We start from the raw sequence: 20,904 nt of genomic DNA on the forward strand, positions 1-20,904 counted from the left end.
GTGAGCCTTCCGCTCACCCCCGCCCAGTTCGGGCTGTGGTACGCCCACCACATCGACCCGAGCGACCCCGGCCACAACACCGCCGAGGTCGTGGAGCTGCGCGGGTCCGTCGACGTGCCCACGCTGGTGCGCGCGGTGCGGACGGCCGCTGAGGAGTCCGGCGCGCTCGGCACGGTGTTCACCGCCGAGGGGGCGCGGGTGTGGCAGGTGCGCGGGGCCGAGCCGGTCGACGTGCGGGTGGTGGACCTCAGCGGCGAGCCCGACCCGTGGGCGGCCGTGACGGCGTTCGTGGACGCCGACGTCGCCCAGCCCGCCGACCTGGCGGCCGGTCCCGCGTCGGCCGAGGTGGTCTTCGTGCTCGGCCCCGAGCACGTCGCCTGGTACCAGCGCGCGCACCACATCCTGCTCGACGGCTACGGCTACGCCCTGATCGCGCGCCGCGTCGCCGACGTCTACCGCGCGCTCGTCGCGGGGGAGGAGCCCGCGCCGACACCGTTCGCGCCGCTGTCGGATTTCGTCGCCGAGCAGCAGGCCTACCGCTCGGCGGCCAAGTTCGCCGAGGACCGCGACTGGTGGCTGGCGCGGATGGCCGACCGCCCCGAGGTCATCAGCCCGGCCCGCTCGGCCGCCCCCGGCCGGGGTTTCCGCCGCGCCCGCGCCGAACTCGACCCCGCCGTCGCCACGCTGCTGTCCAAGCGCGGCACCCCCGTGCCCGCCGCCGCGGCGGCGGGGCTGCTGCTTCAGCGGGCCTGCGGCGCGGACGAGGCGGTGCTCGGCCTCCCGCTGATGACCCGGCTCGGGTCGATCTCGGCGCGCATCCCGACCACCACGGTCAACGTGCTGCCCCTGCGCGTGGCGGCGACCCCGCGCACGACCGTCGGCGAGCTGCTGGGCTCGGTGGCCGCCGAGGTGCGCGCGGTCGCCGCGCACCAGCGCTACCGGGGCGAAGACCTGCGCCGCGACCTGCGGCTCCCCGCCGCCGCGCGGCTCTTCGGGCCGTGGATCAACGTCAAGCCGTTCACCCCGTCGCTGGACTTCGGCGGCCCCGCCGCGACCACGCACTACATCTCCGCCGGTCTCGTCGACGACCTGTCGATCGGGCTGTCCGGCCGCGGCGCCGCGCTGACCGCCACCTTCGACGGCAACCCGGCCCGCCACACCGACGCCGAGCTGACCAGTCAGCTCGCCGCCTACACCCACCTGCTCGAAGCGCTGGTCACCGCCGACCCCGACACCCCGACGGGCAGGCTCGGCCTCCGCGCCGACACCCCCGCGCTGAACGGCCCCGCCCGGCAGGCCGAGCCGCGCTCGCTGGCCGCCGCCATCGCCGAGCGGGCCCGCCGCCACCCCGACCGCGTCGCCGTCCGCGCGGGTGCGGGCACCCTGACCTACGCCGAACTGGTCGCCCGCTCCGGCGCGATCGCCGCCGCGCTGCGCGAGCGCGGGATCGGCCGCGGCGACATCGTCTCGGTGGCGCTGCCGCGCACAACCGACCTGGTCGCCACGCTCATCGCGGTCTCCGCCACCGGAGCCGCCTACCTGCCGCTGGACCTCGGCTTCCCGGCCGAGCGCCTGGCCCACATGCGTGCCGACGCCGCCCCGGCCGCCACCGTCGCCCACGGGCCGGACTCGCTCGACCCGGCGCTCATCACCGGCACCGCGCCCCTGGACCCGGTCGAGGTTCCCGCGAACGCCCCCGCCTACGTGCTCTACACCTCCGGCTCGACCGGACTGCCCAAGGGCGTGGTCGTGCCGTCCGGCGCGCTGCTGAACTTCCTCGGCGACATGGCCGAGCGCTTCGCCCTCACCGAGGACGACGTCCTGCTGGCGGTCACCACCGTCGGCTTCGACATCTCGGCGCTGGAGCTGTACGTGCCGCTGCTGTCGGGGGCGGCCGTCGAGATCGCCGACTCCGACACCGCGCGCGACCCGGCGCTGCTGGACGCGCTGCTGCGCGACAGCGGCGCGACGGTCATGCAGGCCACCCCGTCGCTGTGGCAGGCGCTGCTGTCGGCCCGCCCGGACGCCGTGCGCGAGGTGCGCGCGCTGGTGGGCGGAGAAGCGCTGCCCACCGACCTCGCAAGCGACCTCCTGCGGGCCAGCCGAGGCGTGAGCAACCTGTACGGCCCCACCGAGACCACCGTCTGGTCAACGGTCCACGAGGTGGCCGACGCCGATCCGCACATCGGCGTGCCCATCGCCAACACCACCGCCTACGTCCTCGACGCCGCCCTGCGCCCCGTCCCCGACGGTGTGCCCGGCGAGCTGTACATCGCGGGCGACGGGCTGGCCCTCGGCTACCACCGCCGACCAGGCCTGACCGCGCAGCGCTTCACCGCCGACCCGTTCGGCCCGGCGGGCGCGCGCATGTACCGCACCGGCGACGTCGCCAGGGTCCGGCCCGACGGCGCGCTCGACGTGCTGGGCCGCGTCGACCACCAGGTCAAGATCCGCGGCTTCCGGGTCGAGCCGGGCGAGGTGGAGGCCGTCATCGGCCGCCACCCCGGCGTCGGGCGGGCCGTCGTCGTCGCGCACGGCTCCTCGCTGGCCGAGCAGCGCCTGATCGCCTACGTGAGCGGCGGGGCCGACCCGGTCGGGCTGCTGGCGCTGTGCCGGGAGTCGCTGCCGGAGTACATGGTCCCGTCGGTCGTGGTGGCTGTGGACGACATCCCGCTCACCCCGAACGGCAAGGTCGACCGCGCCGCGCTGCCCGAGCCGGACCTGGCGGGCGCGGGCGGACGCCCGCCGCGCAACCCGCGCGAGCGGGCGCTGTGCGGGCTCGTCGGCTCCGTGCTGGGCGTGCGCGAGGTTGGCATCGACGACGACTTCTTCGCCCTGGGCGGCACATCGCTGCTGGCCACGCGCTTCGCCGTGCGCGCGGCAGCGGAGCTGGGCGTCGCCGTCTCCATCCGGACGATCTTCGACGCGCCGACCGTGGCCGAGATGGCCCCGCTGCTCGGCACGGCGGGTGCGGGCGACGGACCGGCCGCGGGGCAGCGCCCGGACGTGCTGCCGCTGTCGTTCGCGCAGCGGCGGCTGTGGTTCGTCCACGAGCTGGACGGGCCCGACCCGACCTACAACATCCCGCTGGCGCTGCGCCTGCGCGGCGAGGTCGACACCGAGGCGCTGCGCTCGGCGTTGTCCGACGTCGCGGCGCGCCACGAGATCCTGCGCACCGTGGTCGCCGACCCCGACGGCGAGCCGCGCCAGGTGGTGCTGGCGGAAGGCTCCGGGCTGGTTGAGGCCGACTGGTACCCCGGTGACCCCGCCGGTGACCCTGACGCCGTTCGCGCCGCCGCGCGCCACCCGTTCGACCTGCGCGCCGAGACCCCGCTGCGGTCCACCCTGTTCCGGGTCGCCGCCGACGAGCACATGCTCCTGCTGGTGCTGCACCACATCGCGGGCGACGAGTGGTCGCTGGGCCCGCTGGTCGCCGACCTCGGCACGGCCTACACCGCGCGCACCCGGGGCTTGGCTCCGGAGTGGGAGCCGCTGCCGCTGCAGTACGCCGACTTCGCGCTCTGGCAGCACGCCCGCCCCGAGGACGGCCTGGGGTTCTGGGCCGACGCGCTGCGCGGCGCGCCCGCCGAGGTGACCCCGCGCGCCGACCGGCCGAGGCCCGCGCGGGCCTCCCGCGTCGGCGGCGCGGTCGACATCGACATCCCGGCCGAGGTGCACAAGGCGGTGCAGGACATCGCCTCGGACACCGGCACCAGCGCGTTCATGGTGTTGCACGCCGTCATCGCCGCCCTGCTCTCCCGGCACGGCGCGGGCGAGGACGTCGTCATCGGCACCCCGACCGCGGGCCGGGTCGACCCGTCGCTGGACGGGCTGGTCGGGTTCTTCGTCAACACGGTCCCGCTGCGCACCGACCTGACCGGCGCCCCCGGCCTGACCGAACTGCTGCGCCGCGTCCGCGCCGCCGACCTGGCCGCCTTCGACCACCAGGGCACCCCGTTCGACCGGATCGTGGAGGCGGTCGCGCCGGAGCGCGCGGCGGGCAGGCACCCGGTGTTCCAGGTGCTGTTCGCCTACCACCCGCCGCTGCCGTCGGCCGACGGGTTCGCTGGCGTCGCGGCCGACGCCGAGCTGCTGCACACCGGCCGCGCCAAGTTCGACCTCACCGTCGACCTCACCGAGCGCGCCGACGGGTCCGGCCTCACCGGATTCCTGGAGTACGCCGCCGACCGCTACGCCCCCGACACCGCCGCCCGACTCGCCGACCGCCTCGTCCGCCTGCTCACCGCCGCCGTCGCCGAGCCGAGTACGCCGCTCTCGGCCTTCGACATCGCCGACCCGGCCGAGCGCACCGCCGTCGCGGCGTGGAACTCGACTGCCGCCGAGGTCGCGGCGACGACCCTGCCGGAGCTGTTCGCCGAGCAGGTGCGGCTGCGGCCGGAGGCGGTCGCCGTGGTGGTCGACGGTGTGGAGTCGCTGACCTATGCGGAGCTGGACGAGCGGGTCGCGTCGTTCGCGGGCGCGCTGCGCGAGCGCGGCGTGGGCGTGGGCTCGGTCGTCGGGGTGCGGGTGGAGCGCTCCGCCGAGCTGATCGTGTCGCTGTTGGCCGCGCAGCGGATCGGTGCCGCCTACCTGCCGCTGGACCCGGACTACCCGGCTGAGCGGTTGGCGCTGATGGTGGAGGATTCGCGGCCCGCGTTCGTCGTGGACTCGGCCCTGCCCTCGGGTGAGCCGGTGCGTGAAGCGGTCCCGGGTGACCGGGCGGCGTATGTGATCTACACGTCTGGGTCGACGGGCCGTCCCAAGGGTGTCGTGGTGCCGCAGTCGGGCATCGTGAACCGGTTGCTGTGGATGCAGGATGAGTACGGTCTCGTCCCTGGTGAGCGGGTCTTGCAGAAGACTCCGGCGAGTTTCGATGTGTCGGTGTGGGAGTTCTTCTGGCCGCTGATCACGGGTGCGACGTTGGTGTTCGCCAGGCCCGGCGGTCACCAGGACCCGGCGTACTTGGCTGAGGTGATTGGGCGGCACGCCGTATCGACTGTCCACTTCGTTCCGTCGATGCTGCGCGCGTTCCTGGCTGACTACCGGCCCGTGCCGTCGCTGCGCCGGGTGCTGTGCTCGGGTGAGGCGCTGCCCGCTGACCTGCGCGACGAGTTCTTCACCGTGTGCCAGGCCGAGCTGCACAACCTCTACGGGCCGACCGAGGCCTCCATCGACGTCACCGCGATCCGGGTCGCTCACGACTCGCCGACGGTGCCGATCGGGCGGCCGGTGTGGAACACGCGGCTGCACGTGCTCGACGCCGCGCTGCGCCCCGTGCCGGTCGGTGTCGTGGGTGAGCTGTACCTCGCGGGCGCCCAGCTCGCCTGGGGCTACCACGACCGCGCCGCCCTGACCGCCACCCGCTTCGTCGCCGATCCGGCCGGAACGGGTGAGCGCCTGTACCGCACCGGCGACCTCGCCTGCTGGACCGCCGACGGCGTGGTCGAGTACGCGGGCCGCGCCGACGACCAGGTCAAGCTGCGCGGCTTCCGCATCGAACTCGGCGAGGTCGAAGCAGCGCTGTCCGCTGTGGATGGTGTTCGCCAGGCTGTCGCCGCCGTGCGCGGCGACCGGCTCGTCGCGTGGGTCAGCCCGCCGCAGGACGGCCGCGACCTGCGCGCCGAACTCGCCCGCACGCTGCCCGGCCACCTCGTGCCCGCGCTGATCGCCGGAGTCGCGGCGATCCCGCTCTCACCCAGCGGCAAGGCCGACCGCGCCGCACTGCCCGCCCCCGTCGCCGAGGCGGCGGGCTCGGCCGAGCCGTCCACGCCGGGGGAGCGCGCGCTCTGCGCCGTCTACGCCGACCTGCTCGGCATCGACCGCGTCGGCGCGCACGACGACTTCTTCGCCCTCGGCGGACATTCCCTGCTGGCCACCCGGCTGGTCAACCGCGCCCGGATCGCCCTCGGCGGCGAGCTGTCCGTGCGCGACGTCTTCGAGGCCCCCACCCCGGCCGCACTGGCCGCGAGGGTCGCCGACGCCCGCCCGGCCCGGCCGTCGGTGGGCGCGCGGCAGCGCCCCGAGCACCCGCCGCTGTCCTACGCCCAACAGCGCCTGTGGTTCCAGCACCGCGTCGAAGGCCCGTCGGCGACCTACAACATCCCGTTCACCGCGCGGATGATCGGCCCGGTGGACGTCGCCGCCCTGCGCGCCGCGCTCGCCGACCTCACCGCCCGCCACGAGAGCCTGCGCACCCTGCTGCGCGATCACGACGGCCGCGCCTACCAGCACGTGCTGGACTCCGCCGAGCCCGAACTGCGGGTGGTCGACACCGACGACCTGCCGACCGCGCTGCGCCGGGCCGCCGAGCACCCGTTCGACCTGGCGGGCGAGATCCCGCTGCGCGCCTGGCTCTTCACCCCCGAGACCACCCCCGTGCTGCTCGTCCTCGTGCACCACGTCGCCGCCGACGAGTGGTCCGAGCCCACCCTGTGGGCCGACCTCGGCGCCGCCTACCTGGCCCGCCGCGCCGGCCGCGCCCCCGAACTCCCGCCGCTGCCCGTGCAGTACGCCGACTACACGCTCTGGCAGCGCGATCTCGACACCGCCGCCGACCTCGCCCACTGGAGCGACGCCCTCGCCGGACTCCCCGCCGAGATCCCGCTGCCCACCGACCGCCCCCGCCCCGCCGACCCCGACCACCGGGGCGCGCGCGTGACCGCCGTCATCAGCCCCGACACCCACCGCCGCCTGTCCGCCCTGGCCACCGACGCGGGTGCGACCCCGTTCATGGTCGGCCACGCCGCCGTCTGCGCCCTGCTCACCAAACTGGGCGCAGGCACCGACATCCCCATCGGCGCTCCGGTCGCCGGCCGCACCGACGCAGGCCTGGACGACCTGATCGGCTTCTGCGTCAACACCCTCGTCCTGCGCACCGACACCTCCGGCGACCCCACCTTCCGCGACCTGCTCGCCCGCGTCCGCAGCACCGACCTGGCCGCGTTCGCCCACCAGGACCTCCCCTTCGACCGCCTGGTCGAGACCCTCAACCCACCCCGCCAACTCGGCCGCAACCCCCTCTTCCAAACCCTCCTGGTCCACCGCGCCGCCCCGGCCGGCGCCCCCGGCCTCCCCGACCACGGCGGCGTCCACGAACCCGTCGAACTGACCACCGCCAAGGTCGACCTCACCATCACCCTCGCCGAACGCGCCGAAGGCGGCATCGACCTCACCGTCGACTACGCCACCGCCCTCTTCGACCGCGAAACCGCCGAATCCCTGGCCGAACGCCTGACCACCCTCCTCGACCACGTCACCACCACCCCCACCCTGCACCTGTCCGACCTGGACGTCCGCACCACCACCGAACTGCGCCTAGACGTCCACCCCACCACCGAACCGACCCATCCACAGCCCCCAACCTCACCTGGCTCGCATCAGCCTCCCCTCGATAACCTGGCGGCGGGGGGCCGGACGCCGGCGCCGCCACACCAGCCCCAGCCCGCCACCCCCCGGACCCTCACCGCGCTCCTGGCCGCCCAAGCCACCCAGAACCCCCACGCCACCGCGATCGTCGCCGAGGACACCACCCTCACCTTCGCCGAACTCCACACCCGCGTCACCGCCCTCGCAGGCCACCTGCGCTCCCTCGGCGCGGGCCCCGGCACCGCGGTCGCCGTCGCGATGCCCCGCACCGCCGACTCCGTGGTCGCCGCCTTCGCCGCCATCGAGTCCGGCGCCGCCTACCTCCCCATCGATCCCGACCAGCCGCGCCCCCGCATCGACGCCCTGATCCAGACCGCCCGCCCCGCCCTCCTGGTCACCAGCGGCGTCGACTGGAACACCGACATCACCACCGTCCGCCTCGACCAGGCCGCCGACTGGCAGCACGCCCCCGCCGCCCGCCCGATCGACCCCGACGACGTCGCCTACGTCATCCACACCTCCGGTTCGACCGGTGCCCCCAAGGGCGTCGCCGTCACGCACCGGCAGATCACCGCGCTGTTCCACGCCAACCGCGCCGCCCTGTTCGAGCCGCTGGGCAGGCGCCTGCGCGTCGCGCACGCCTTCTCCTTCGCCTTCGACGCGTCGTGGCAGCAGCTGCTCTGGATGCTCGACGGCCACGAGCTGCACCTGCTCACCCGCGAGCACTACACCGACCCCGACGCGTTCGCCGCGCTGATCGCCGAGCGGGCGATCGACTTCGTGGAGGCCACGCCCGCGACGATCGGCATGATCGTCGAGGCGGGCGCGCTCGACGGACCCCACAAGCCCGCCCTGGCGATGGGCGGCGAGTCCGTGCCCCCCGCCCTGTGGCGGCGGCTGGCGGCGGAAGCGCGCGCCTTCGTCATGTACGGCCCCACAGAGGCGACCGTCATGGTCACCGCCGGGCCGATCTCCGGAGACCAGCCGCACATCGGCGTCCCCGTCGCGGGCAGCACCGCGCACGTCCTGGACGAGCGCCTGCGCCCGGTGCCCACCAACGTGGCGGGCGAGCTGTACCTGGGCGGCGCGCAGGTGGCGCTCGGCTACCGCGGCCAGCCCGCGCTGACCGCCGCCCGCTTCGTCGCCTGCCCCGGCGGCACCCGCCTCTACCGCACCGGCGACCTCGTCAAGCGCACCCGCGACGGCAACCTGCGCTTCCTCGGCCGCGCCGACGACCAAGTCAAGGTGCGCGGCCACCGCCTCGAACTCGGCGAGGTCGAAGCCGCCCTCACCGCCGTGCCGGGCGTGCGGTCGGCCGCCGCGGCCGTGCGCGGTGGCAGGCTTGTCGGCTATGTGACCGGCGACGTGGACGGGACGACCGTGCGCGCCGCGGTCGCCGAGCGGGAGCCCGAGCACGCGACGCCGGCCGCCGTGGTCGTGCTGGGCGCGCTGCCGCTCACCCGCAACGGCAAGGTCGACCGGTCCGCGCTGCCCGAGCCCGAGTTCGCCGAGCTGACCACCGACTCCCGGCCCGCCACCGACGCGGAGGCCGCGCTGGCGGTGGTCGTCGCCGAGGTGCTGGGCCTGCCGTCGGTGGGCGTGGACGACGACTTCTTCGCCCTCGGCGGCGACAGCATCGTCTCCATCCAGCTCGTCTCGCGCGCCCGCGCCGCCGGGTTCGCCCTGCGCCCGCGCGACGTGTTCGAGCACCGCACCGTCGCCGCCCTCGCCCGGCTGGGCACGACCGCGGGCGACACCCTCGACGGCGACCCGCTCGGCGTCGTCCCGGCCACCCCGGTCCTGCGCGACCTGCTGCGCCGTGGCGGTCCGATCCGCCGCTTCGCCCAGACCACCGTCCTCGCCACTCCCGAGGGGCTGACAGAGGACGAGCTGACCGCGCGCGTACAGCGGGTGCTCGACACGCACCACATGCTCCGGGCCAGGCTCGACCGGACCGCCGGGCACCTCGTCGTCCCCGCGGTCGGATCGGTGCGCGCCGCCGACGCCCTCACCGCCGCCGACCCGGTGTCACTGCTGGACCCCGAGTCCGGCGCGATGCTGGCGGCCCGCTTCGACCCGGCCGCCCGCACCCTGGAGATCGCCGCGCACCACCTCGTGGTCGACGGTGTCTCCTGGCGCGTGCTCGCCGCCGCGCTCGCCGCCGACGCACCCGAGGCCGAGGGCACGCCGTTCGCCGTGTGGGCCCGCGCGCTGCTCGCCCACACCCGCCCGGAAGGCGAGGCCGACCACTGGCACCGCGCCCGGACCGGACCGGCCCGCGCCCTCGGGACGCTGCCGCTGGACGCCGAGCGCGACACCGTCGGCGGTGCGGTCACCGAGCGGGTCGCCTTCGACGCCGCGACCACCGAGGCGCTGCTGACCGCCCTGCCCGAGCGGTTCGGCGCGGGTGTGCGGGAAGCGGTGCTGACCGCGCTCGCCACGGCCGCCGGTCCCGCCGTCCGCGTCGACGTGGAGGGCCACGGCCGCGTGGAGCAGGCGGTGGCGGGCGCGGACCTGGCCCGAACGGTCGGCTGGTTCACCGCCGTGCACCCGCTGCTGGTGGACACCACCGGCGCCGCCGACCCGGTCGCCGCGCTCAAGCGGGTCAAGGACCAGGTCAGGGCGGTGCCCGACGACGGGATCGGGTACGGGCTGCGGCACGAGCCGTCCGGCGCGGAGATCGTCGTCAACTACCTCGGCCGCTTCGGTGTCGGCGCGGGCGGGGACTGGCAGCCGGTGGGGGAGAGCGCCGTCGGCGGCGCGGCGGACCCCGGTCTGCCGCTGACCCACGCCATCACCGTCGACGCCGCCGTCGAGGACCGGCCGGGCGGGTCGGTGCTGGTCGCGCGCTGGACGTCCGCGCCGGGAGCGTGCGCGGGGGTCGACGTGAGCGGGCTGGCCCAGGCGTGGGCCGAGGCGCTGCGCGGGATCGCCGCCGCCGTGGTCGTCGCGCCGACCGGCGGGCACAGCCCGTCGGACTTCCCGCTGACCGATCTCGCCCAGTCCGATGTGGATGAACTGGACGAGCGTTTCCCGTCGCTGGAGGACGTCTGGCCGCTGACGCCGCTGCAGGCCGGGTTGCTCTACCTGTCCGATGTGGATGGCGACGATGTGTACACCGTCCAGCTGGTGCTGGAACTGGACGGGGCTGTCGACGTCGAGCGGCTGCGGTCGGCGGCCACCGGGCTGCTGCACGCGCACCCCAACCTGCGCACCGCGTTCACCGTCACGGGCAGCCCCGTGCAGGTCGTCCTGCCGGTGGCCGCGGCGCCGGTGCGCGCGGTCGACCTCGGTGACGGGTCGTGGGAGGCGCTGCTGGCGGCCGACCGCGCCGAGCCCTTCGACCTGACCGCGCCGCCGCTGGTGCGGTTCCTGCTGGTCAAGGTCGGTGAGGACAAGCACAGGCTGGTCATCACCAACCACCACCTCGTGCTCGACGGCTGGTCGGGACCGCTGCTCGTGCGCGACCTGCTCGCGCGCTACGCCGGGACCGAGCCCGCCGCGCGCCGCCCGTTCAAGGAGCATCTGGCGGCGCTGGCCGCGCGGGACCGGCAGGCGGGCGCGAAGGCGTGGGCCGACGCGCTGACCGAGTTCACCGAGCCGACCATCGTCGGCGCGGGGGACGGCGACCTCGGGGAGATCACCGTCGGGGTGCCGTTCGACCTGGCGGCGGTCGCGCGGGAGCACCGGGTGACGGTGAACACCGTCGTGCAGACGGCGTGGGGGCTGGCGCTGGCGCGGTCGCTGGGGCGCACCGACGTCGTGTTCGGCACGACCGTCTCCGGCAGGCCGGCCGACCTGGCGGGCGCGGAGTCGATGATCGGGCTGTTCATCAACACCGTGCCGGTGCGGGTGCGGCTGGACGCGCGGGAGAGCCTGGCCGGGCTGCTGGCGCGCGTGCAGGCCGAGCAGGCGCGGCTCATCGACCACGAGAACCTGGGGCTGGCCGAGATCCAGCGGGCGGCCGGGGCCGGGGAGCTGTTCGACACGCTCACCGTGTTCGAGAGCTACCCGATCGACGCCGACGCCAACCGGGCCGCCGAGGCCGCGGCCGGGCTGCGGCTGACCGGGGTGAGCGGGCACGACGCGACGCACTACCCGGTGGCGCTCGTCGCGACGCCGGGCGCGGAGTTCGACCTGCGGGTCCGGCACCGAGCCCCCGCGCGGGCGGCGGAGCTGGCGGCGCGGCTCGGGGCGGCGCTGGCCGCTCTGGCGGCCGATGCGGGTCGCGCGGTGGGATCGCTCGACCTGTTGGGCGAGGACGAGCGGCAGACTCTGCTGTCCACGTTCGTGGACACCGCCGTCGAGGAGCCGACGCGGACGCTGACCGGCCTGCTGAACGCGCGGATGACCGCCGCGCCGGACGCTCCGGCCATCGTGGACGGCGATCGGGTCCTCACCTACGGGGAACTCGACCGGCGCAGCGCGCGGCTGGCCGTTGACCTGGTGGCCCTGGGGGTCGGGCCGGAGCGGGTCGTCGGGATCGCGCTGCCGCGCGGCGCGGAGATGGTCGTGGCGCTGGTGGCCGTGCTGCGGGCCGGTGGGGCGTTCGTGCCCGTGGACCCGGAGTGGCCCGCCGAGCGGCGGGCGCGGGTGCTCGCCGACTCGGGAGCGGTGGCGGCCATGGTGCCTGGGCGTCCGGCCCCCCGCCGCCAGGTTATCGAGGGCGGAAGTGCCGCGGCCACGGGAGTTGTGGGGGCTGGGGACAACTCGGTGCCCGTTGTGGAGGTGGACCTGGACTCCGCGGCGGAGGCCGTGGACGCGCCCGAGGTTCGGGTGGACGGGGCCGGGCTGGCGTACGTGATCTTCACGTCGGGGTCCACCGGCAAGCCCAAGGGGGCGATGATCCGGCACGAGGCCATCGCGGCCCGGCTGTGCTGGCAGGAGGGGCTGCTCGGGTTCGGGGCCGACGACGCGACGCTGTTCAAGGCGCCGTTGGCGTTCGACATCTCAGTCAACGAGATCTTCCTGCCGCTGGTGCACGGTGGCCGGGTCGTCGTGGCGAGGCCGGGGGGCGAGCGGGACCCGCTGTACCTGTTGGACCTGATCGACAGCGCCGGGGTGACCTTCGCGTACCTGCCGTCGTCGGTGCTGGACGCGTTGCTCGCCGCTGCGGTCGAGCCGGGGGCGCTGGCTGGGCTCAAGCACGTGTGGTGCGGCGGCGAGGTGCTGACCCCGGAGCTGTTCGCGCGCTTCCGCGCGCGGCTGGACAGCACGATGTACCACGGCTACGGGCCCGCCGAGGCGACCATCGGTGTCTCGCACGTGGTCTACCGCGACGACGCCGACCGCATCGCCACCTCCATCGGCGGACCCAACCCGAACACCCGCCTGTACGTGCTGGACGAGCACCTGAAGCCGGTGCCGGTCGGGGTCGCGGGGGAGCTGTACGCGGCGGGCCACCTGCTCGGGCGCGGCTATGTCACCGCGCCCGCGCTGACGGCGGCGCGGTTCGTCGCCGACCCGTTCGGTCCGCCCGGCTCGCGGCTCTACCGCACCGGCGACCTGGCGCGCTGGGCGCCGGACGGCACGCTGGACTTCGTCGGCCGCGCCGACAACCAGGTCAAGATCCGCGGCATGCGCCTGGAGCTGGAAGAGGTCGAGGCCGTCCTCGCGCGGCACCCGGCCGTCCGCCGCGCGGCCGTCGTCGTGCGCCGCACCGGGGGCGATCACCTCGTCGGGTATGTCGTCCCGGATGGTCCGCTCACCGCCGACGAGCTGACGGAGTGGTCGCGCGGCGTCCTCGCCGACTACATGGTGCCCTCGGCGATCGTGCTGCTCGACGCCATGCCGGTTACCGTCAACGGCAAGGTAGACCGCGCCGCGCTGCCCGAGCCCGTCCGGGCCGCCCGCCCGGCGGGCCTCGCGCCGCGCACCCCCGCCGAGGCCGCGGTGGCCGATCTGGTCGCGGGCGCCCTCGGCCTGGACTCCGTCGGCGTGGACGACAACTTCTTCGCCCTCGGCGGCGACAGCATCGTCTCCATGCAGCTGGTCGCCCGCGCCCGCGCGAAGGGCGTCCGGATCAGCACCCGCCAGGTGTTCGAGGCGCGCACCATCGCCGCGCTCGCCGAGTCCGCCGAGTTCGGCGCGGTCGAGGCCGCGCCCGTCGCGCACACCGACACCGGCGACGTCGCGCTCACCCCGGTCATGCGCGAGCTGCTCTCCCGCGGCGGCCCGATCGGCCGCTTCGCCCAGACCAGGGTTCTCACCACCCCGGCCGGGCTCACCGCGGACACGCTCGCCGCCGGGCTGCGCGCCCTGCTCGACACCCACGCCATCCTGCGCGCCCGCCTCGCCGACGGCCGCCTGCACGTCCCGCCGCCCGGCGCCGACGCCGTGCTCCAGCGCATCGACGCCACCGGGCTCCTGGCCACCGACGCCAAGGCGGCGACCGGTCTGCCCAGCTCCGACGGGCTGCTCCTGCCGCCCGGCGGCGAGGGTCTGCTGTGGACGGATCTGCTCGCCGACGGCCACGACCGCGCCACCGCCGCCCTCGACCCGCGAGCCGGGACCATGGTCAGCGCCGTGTGGTTCGACCGCGGTCCCGCCGAGCCCGGCAGGCTGCTGCTGGCCGTGCACCACCTCGTGGTCGACGGCGTCTCCTGGCGCGTGCTCGTGCCCGCGCTCGCCGCCGCGACCTCGGGCGCGACGCCGCAGCCCTCGACCGCGCCGTTCCGGGCGTGGGCCGCGGCGCTCGCCGAGACCGACCGCTCGGCCGAGGAGCCGTTCTGGCGGGAGATCACCGGTGATCCCGGGCCGCGCCTGGCGCACCGCCTGCTCGACCCGGCCATCGACACCGTCGCCACCGCCGGGACGCACACGGTGACCGTGTCCGCAGAGCGCACCCGTGCCCTGCTCACCACGCTGCCCGCGCTTTTCCGCACCGGGCCGGACGAGGTGCTGCTGACCGCCGTCGCCCACGCCAGGGGCGCGGCCGTCACCGTCGACCTGGAGCGCCACGGCCGGGTCCCCGACCTGGCCCCCGGCCTCGACCCGACCGGCACCGTCGGCTGGTTCACCAGCGTCGTCCCGGTCCGCCTGACCCCCGCCGACGACCCGGCCGACACGCTGCGCGCGGTCAAGGAGCACCTGCGCTCGCTGCCCGACGACGGCATCGGGTTCGGTGTGCTCGACCTCGACGTCCCGGCCCGCGACCTGCTGGTCAACTACCTCGGCCGGATCGGCGTCGGCGAGGCTGGCGACTGGTCTGCCGCGCCGGAGGCCGCCGCGCTCGGCGGTGGCGCGGACCAGGGCATGCCGGTCAGCCACGCGGTCGCGCTCAACATCCTCGCCGAGGAGACCCCCGACGGGCCCGCGCTCACCGCGCACTTCTCCTGGGCGGGCGAGGCCGTCGCCGAGAGCACCGTGCGCGACCTGGCCGACGCCTGGCTGAGCGCGGTGGCCGACCTCGCCGACCTGGCCGAGCGGCCGGGCGCGGGCGGGCACACCCCCTCGGACTGGCCGCTGGCCGGGCTGAACCAGAGCGAGGTCGATGAGATCGACGCCGCCCACTCGACCGCCGTCGCCGTCTGGCCGGTCGCCCCGCTGCAGGAGGGGCTGCTGTTCCTCTCCCGCTTCGACGACGCCGGGATGGACGTCTACACCACGCAGTTGGTGCTCTCGCTCAGCGGCGAGATCGACGGCCCCGCCCTGCGCGCCGCCGCGCAACGTCTGCTGGACCGCCACCCCAACCTGCGCGCCTGCTTCCCCGCGCTGTCCACCGGCCGCACGGTGCAGGTCGTCCCCGAGCGGGTCGAGGTGCCGTGGCGGGAACTCGACCTGGCAGGTGCGGAGGCCGACGCGGCGATCGCCGCCGACCGCGCCGTCCGGTTCGACCCCGCTGTCGCGCCGCTGGTGCGCTTCCTGCTGATCCGGCGCGGCCACGGCCGCGCGACGCTGGTCATGACCAACCACCACGCGCTGCTGGACGGCTGGTCGACCCCGCTGCTCGCCCACGAGCTGTTCACCCTGCTGGCGGGCGGCGAGCCCGGCCCGGTCCGCCCCTACGAGTCGCACCTGGCCCGCCTGGCCACCCGCGACCGCGACGCCGACACCGAGGCGTGGCGCTCGGCCTTCGCCTGCCTGGACGAGCCGACGCTGATCGCCCCGGGCGCGCCCCGCACGGGCGTGCTGCCCGGCACCCTGCACGCGCCGCTGCCGGAGAACCTGGCCGACGCCGCCCGGGCGCACGGCGTCACCGCCAACGCGCTGGTGCAGGCCGCGTGGGCGATGGTGCTGTTCGAGCGCACCGGCCGCACCGACGTCGTCTTCGGCTCGACGGTGTCCGGCAGGCCGGAGGACCTGCCGGGCGCGGAGTCGATGATCGGCCTGTTCATCAACACGGTCCCGGTCCGCGTTCGGATCGACCCGGCCGAATCGGTCTCCGCCCTGCTGAACCGCCTGCACGGCGAGCAGAGCGCGCTGCTGGACCATCAGCACGTCGGCCTGGCCGACATCCAGCGCGCGGCGGGCATCGGCGAGCTGTTCGACACGCTGACGGTGTTCGAGAGCTACCCCGTCGACACCGAGGGACTCGGCCGCGCCCAGTCCGCCGCCGGTCTGACCGTCACCGAGGTCGAGGGCCGCGACGCCACCCACTACCCGCTGACGCTGCTGGTGCAGCCGGGTGTGGCGGCGACGCTGCGACACCGCCCCGACCTGTTCACCGACGACGAGGCGCGCGCGATCCTGCACCGCTTCACGGCGGTGCTGGCCGACCTGGCCGCCGACGCGGACCGTCTGGTGGGCGCCCTGCCCGCCGCGGGCGCCGGGGACGCGGACCAGGGCGCGGTGGTCGACGTGCCCGCGACGACGCTGCCGGAACTGGTGGCCGAGCAGGTGCGGCTGCGGCCGGAGGCGGTCGCCGTGGTGGTCGACGGTGTGGAGTCGCTGACCTACGCGGAGCTGGACGAGCGGGTCGCGTCGTTCGCCGGTGCTCTGCGCGAGCGCGGTGTCGGCCTCGGCTCGGTGGTCGGCGTCCGGCTGGACCGCTCCGCCGCGCAGATCGTCGCCATGCTCGCCGCTCAGCGCGTCGGTGCCGCCTACCTGCCGCTGGACCCGGACTACCCGGCTGAGCGGCTGGCGCTGATGGTGGAGGACTCGCTGCCCGCGCATGTGGTCGAGTCCGCCGACCTGCCTTCAGGCGAGCCGGTGCGCGAGGTCGTCAGCGGCGACCGGGCCGCGTACGTGATCTACACGTCCGGGTCGACCGGTCGGCCCAAGGGTGTCGTGGTGCCGCAGTCGGGCATCGTGAACCGGTTGCTGTGGATGCAGGACGAGTACCGGCTGGAGCCGGGTGAGCGGGTATTGCAGAAGACCCCGGCGAGTTTCGATGTGTCGGTGTGGGAGTTCTTCTGGCCTCTCGTCACGGGTGCCACGCTGGTGTTCGCAAAGCCGGGCGGCCACAAGGACCCGGCGTACTTGGCTGAGGTGATCGAGCGGCACGCGGTGTCGACCATCCACTTCGTTCCGTCGATGCTGCGTGCCTTCCTCTCCGACTACCGGCCCGTGCCGTCTCTGCGGCGGGTGCTCTGCTCGGGCGAGGCGCTGCCGCCGGACCTGCGCGAGGAGTTCACCGCGCTGTGCGGCGCGGAGCTGCACAACCTCTACGGCCCGACCGAAGCCTCCGTCGACGTCACCGCGATCCAGGTCGCCAAGGAGTCGCCGACCGTGCCGATCGGCAGGCCGGTCTGGAACACCAGGGTCCACGTGCTCGACCGGTTCCTGCGGCCGGTCCCCGACGGCGTGACCGGCGAGCTGTACCTGGCGGGTCCCCAGCTCGCCTGGGGCTACCACGACCGCGCCGCCCTGACCGCCTCCCGCTTCGTCGCCGACCCGTTCCACCCCGGCGAACGCCTTTACCGCACCGGCGACCTCGGCCGCCGCGTCGACGGCGTGGTCGAGTACGCCGGACGTGTCGACGACCAGATCAAGCTGCGCGGCTTCCGCATCGAACTCGGCGAGATCGAGTCCTCGCTGTCCGCGGTGGACGGTGTCAGGGAAGCCGTCGCCACCGTGCGCGACGACCGGCTGATCGGCTACGTCGTCGGCGACGTCGACCCCGACGCCGTGCGCGAGCACCTGGCGCTGACCCGGCCGGAGCACCTGGTGCCCGCCGCGGTCGTCGTGCTCGGCGCACTGCCGCTGACCCCCAGCGGCAAGGCCGACCGCAAGGCGCTGCCCGCCCCGGACTTCGCCGCCAAGGCGGGGAGCCGCGCCGCGGAAACCGATCGGGAAGAGGTCATCGCCGGACTGGTCGCCGACGTCCTCGGGCTGCCGTCGGTCGGCGCCGACGACGACTTCTTCGTCCTCGGCGGCGACAGCATCGTCGCCATCCAGCTCGTCGGCCGCGCGCGTGCCGCCGGGCTGCGGTTCACCCCGCGCGACGTGTTCGAGCGGCGCACCGTCGCCGGGCTCGCCCTCGTCGCCGCCCCCGACACCGGGGACGCCGCCGAAGCGCCCGGCACCGCGCTCGGGCAGGTCCCGCTGCTGCCGGTGGCGCGCGAGCTGGTCGAGCGCGGCGGGCCGATCGGCCGGGTCGCGCAGTCGCAGCTGCTCGTCGCGCCGCCCGGCATCGACGAGGGCAGGCTGGTCGCCGCCGTGCGGGTCGTCCTCGACACCCACGACCTGCTCAGGGCCAGGCTGGTCGACGGCGGGCTCGACGTGCCGCCGCCCGGCTCTCTCGACGCGGCCCGGGTCGTCCGCCGCGCCGACGACCCGGCCGCCGAGGGCCCGGCCGCCCTCGCCGAACTCGACCCGGCGACCGGTGACCTGGTGCGGGTGGTGTGGAGCGAGCGGCGGGTGCTCGTCGTGATCCACCACTTCGCCGTGGACGGCGTCTCCTGGCACGTCCTGCTCGGCGACCTCGCCGCCGCGTACGCGGGGGAGAAGCCGCAGCCGGTGCCCACGTCGTTCCGGCGGTGGGCGCTGGGCCTGGCGACCGCCGACCGCCGCGCCGAGCTGCCGCGCTGGGCCTGGCTGGCCGACGCGGCGGGCGGCGTCGTCTCCGACCGGCCGCTGGACCCGGCCCGCGACACCGCGCGCACCGGCCGCGACCTCACCACCGCCCTGCCGCCGGAGATCACCGGCCCGCTGCTGACGACCGTGCCGGAGATGTTCCACGCGGGCGTGCACGACGTGCTGCTCGCCGGGCTGGCCGTCGCGGTCGCCTCCGTGCGCGGGCCCGGCGCGTGGACGGTCGACGTCGAGGGCCACGGCCGCGAGGACGCCGCCGTGGCGGGCACGGACCTGACCCGCACCGTCGGCTGGTTCACCAGCGTCTACCCGGCCAACCTCGACCTCGGCGGGATCGACGTCGCCGACGCCCTCGCGGGCGGCGAGGCGGCCGGGGCCGCGGTCAAGCTCGTCAAGGAGCACCTGCGGGCCGCGCCCGACAACGGCATCGGCTACGGCGTGCTCCGGCATCTGGACACCGGCTCGGGCGTGCCCGCCGGGCCGGTCCGCGACCTGCTGGTGAACTACCTCGGGCGCGCGGGAGCCCCGGGCGAGGGCCCGTGGTCGCCCACCTCCGGACTGGGCGGGGCCGTCGACCCCGACCTGCCCATCTCGCACGCCGCCCAGGTCAACGCGGTCGCCGTGGACGGACCCGACGGCCCGACCCTCACCGCGACGTGGGCGTGGGGCGCCGACGCCGCCGACGAGGCGCGGGTCCGCGCCATCGCCGAGGCGTGGACCGCCGCCCTCACCGCGCTGGTCCGACACGCCTCCGGCGACGGCGCGGGCGGGCACACCCCGTCGGACCTGACCTTCAGCGACCTGTCCCAAGACGAACTCGATGAGTTCGAGTCGGAGTGGAGCTAGTGAACACGCGCAAGTCCGGACTGGAAGACGTCCTGCCGCTCTCGCCCCTGCAGCGAGGCCTGCTGTTCCACAGCGAGTTCGCCGAGTTCTCCGACGGCGACGAGCCCGACCCGTACCTGGTGCAGTTCGCGCTCGAACTCGACGGCGCGCTGGACCCGGCCCGGCTGCGCGCCGCCGCGCAGGCGCTGCTCGACCGGCACACCACGCTGCGCGCGTGCTTCCGCCGCCGCAAGAACGGCGAGCTGGTCGCGCCCGTGCCGTGGTCGGTGGAGCTGCCGTGGCGGGAGGCCGACGCGGACCCGGCCGACTGGGAGGCGCTGCTCGCCGACGACCGGACCACCGGTTTCGACCCGGCCACGCCGCCGCTGCTGCGCATGGCGCTGCTGCGCGTCGGCGAGGACAGGCACCGGTTGCTGATGACCTTCCACCACGCCCTGCTGGACGGCTGGTCACTGCCGCTGGTCGCGCGCGAGCTGTTCGCCCTCTACGCTGCGGACGGCGACGCGTCCGCCCTCCCTGCCGTGCGGCCGTACAAGGACTACCTGACCTGGCTGCGGTCCCGCGACGTCGAGCTGGCCCGCTCCTCGTGGGCCGACGCGCTGTCGGGAGTCACCGAGCCGACCCTCCTCGCGCCCGGGGCCGACCCCGCGGGCTCGGCCTCGCAGTGCCGCGTCGAGCTGCCCGACGGTCTCCCGGCGGCGGTCGCGGGCACCGCCCGCACGCTGGGCGTCACGGTGAACACCGTCGTGCAGGCGGCGTGGGCGCTGCTGCTGTCGAAGACCCTGGGCCGCGACGACGTCGTGTTCGGCACGACCGTGTCCGGCCGCCCACCGGAGCTGGCGGGCGTGGACTCGATGATCGGCCTGTTCATCAACACGGTGCCGGTGCGCGTCGGACTTCGGCCGGGGGAGCCGGTCGGCGAGCTGCTGCGCCGGGTGCAGTCCGAGCAGGCCAGGCTGATGGACCACCAGCACCTCGGCCTCGCCGACATCCAGCGCGCCGTCGGCATCGGCGAGCTGTTCGACACCCTGACCGTCGTCGAGACCTACCACGTCGACACCGAGGCGCTCGCGGGCGCCGAGCAGTCCAGCGGCCTGCGCGTCGCCACCGGCCAGACCCTCGACGCCACCCACTACCCGGCGACCCTCGTCGTCACCGGCGGCGCGGTGCCCGAACTCCTCCTCAAGTACCGCCCCGGCCTGGTCGACCCGGATGCCCTGGGCGCCCGCCTGACCCGGGTCCTGACCGGCCTCACCGGCGACCCGGCCACCCCCGTCGCCCGCGTCGACGGCCTGTCCGCAGAAGAGCGCCAGGCAGTCCTCACCGACTGCACCCCACCCGCCCCACCGGCACCCGAACCCCGCACGATCCCCGACCTGTTCGCCGACCAGGTCGCCGCCCGCCCCGACGCCGTTGCCCTGATCGCCCCCGACGAGCGCCTGACCTACGCCGAACTGGACACCCGCGCCACCGCCCTCGCCGCAACCCTGGCCTCCCGTGGCGCGGCCCCCGGCACCGTCGTCGCCATCAGCCTCCCCCGCGGCGCGGACCTGGTCGTCGCTGTCCTGGCCGTCCTCAAGTCAGGCGCCGCCTACCTCCCCCTGGACCCCGGCTACCCGAAGCCCCGCCTGGACTTCATGCTGGCCGACGCCACCCCCGCCCTGCTCATCACCAACGACCCCACGACCTCCGGCGACACCATCCCCACCGTCACCTATC

At 75.4% G+C, this 20,904-nt stretch carries 2 protein-coding genes (1 of these 2 only partly in view); both read left to right on the top strand.

Features of this window, described 5'->3' with window-relative positions; all coding sequences use genetic code 11:
* A complete protein-coding gene (locus ACFPM7_RS14555; RefSeq protein WP_378248092.1) occupies positions 1-19,185 on the top strand; it encodes an amino acid adenylation domain-containing protein in 19,185 nt (6,394 codons plus the stop codon).
* Positions 19,185-20,904: the 5' portion of an amino acid adenylation domain-containing protein gene (locus tag ACFPM7_RS14560; protein WP_378248094.1), read on the top strand. The gene runs 7,202 nt beyond the window's last position; 1,720 of the gene's 8,922 nt are visible here — the first part of the coding sequence; it begins with the start codon at positions 19,185-19,187; the stop codon falls past the right edge of the window. Before ACFPM7_RS14555 ends, ACFPM7_RS14560 begins: the two co-directional genes overlap by 1 nt.

It is taken from the genome of Actinokineospora guangxiensis, assembly GCF_042657845.1.
Classification (GTDB): Bacteria; Actinomycetota; Actinomycetes; order Mycobacteriales; family Pseudonocardiaceae; genus Actinokineospora; species Actinokineospora guangxiensis.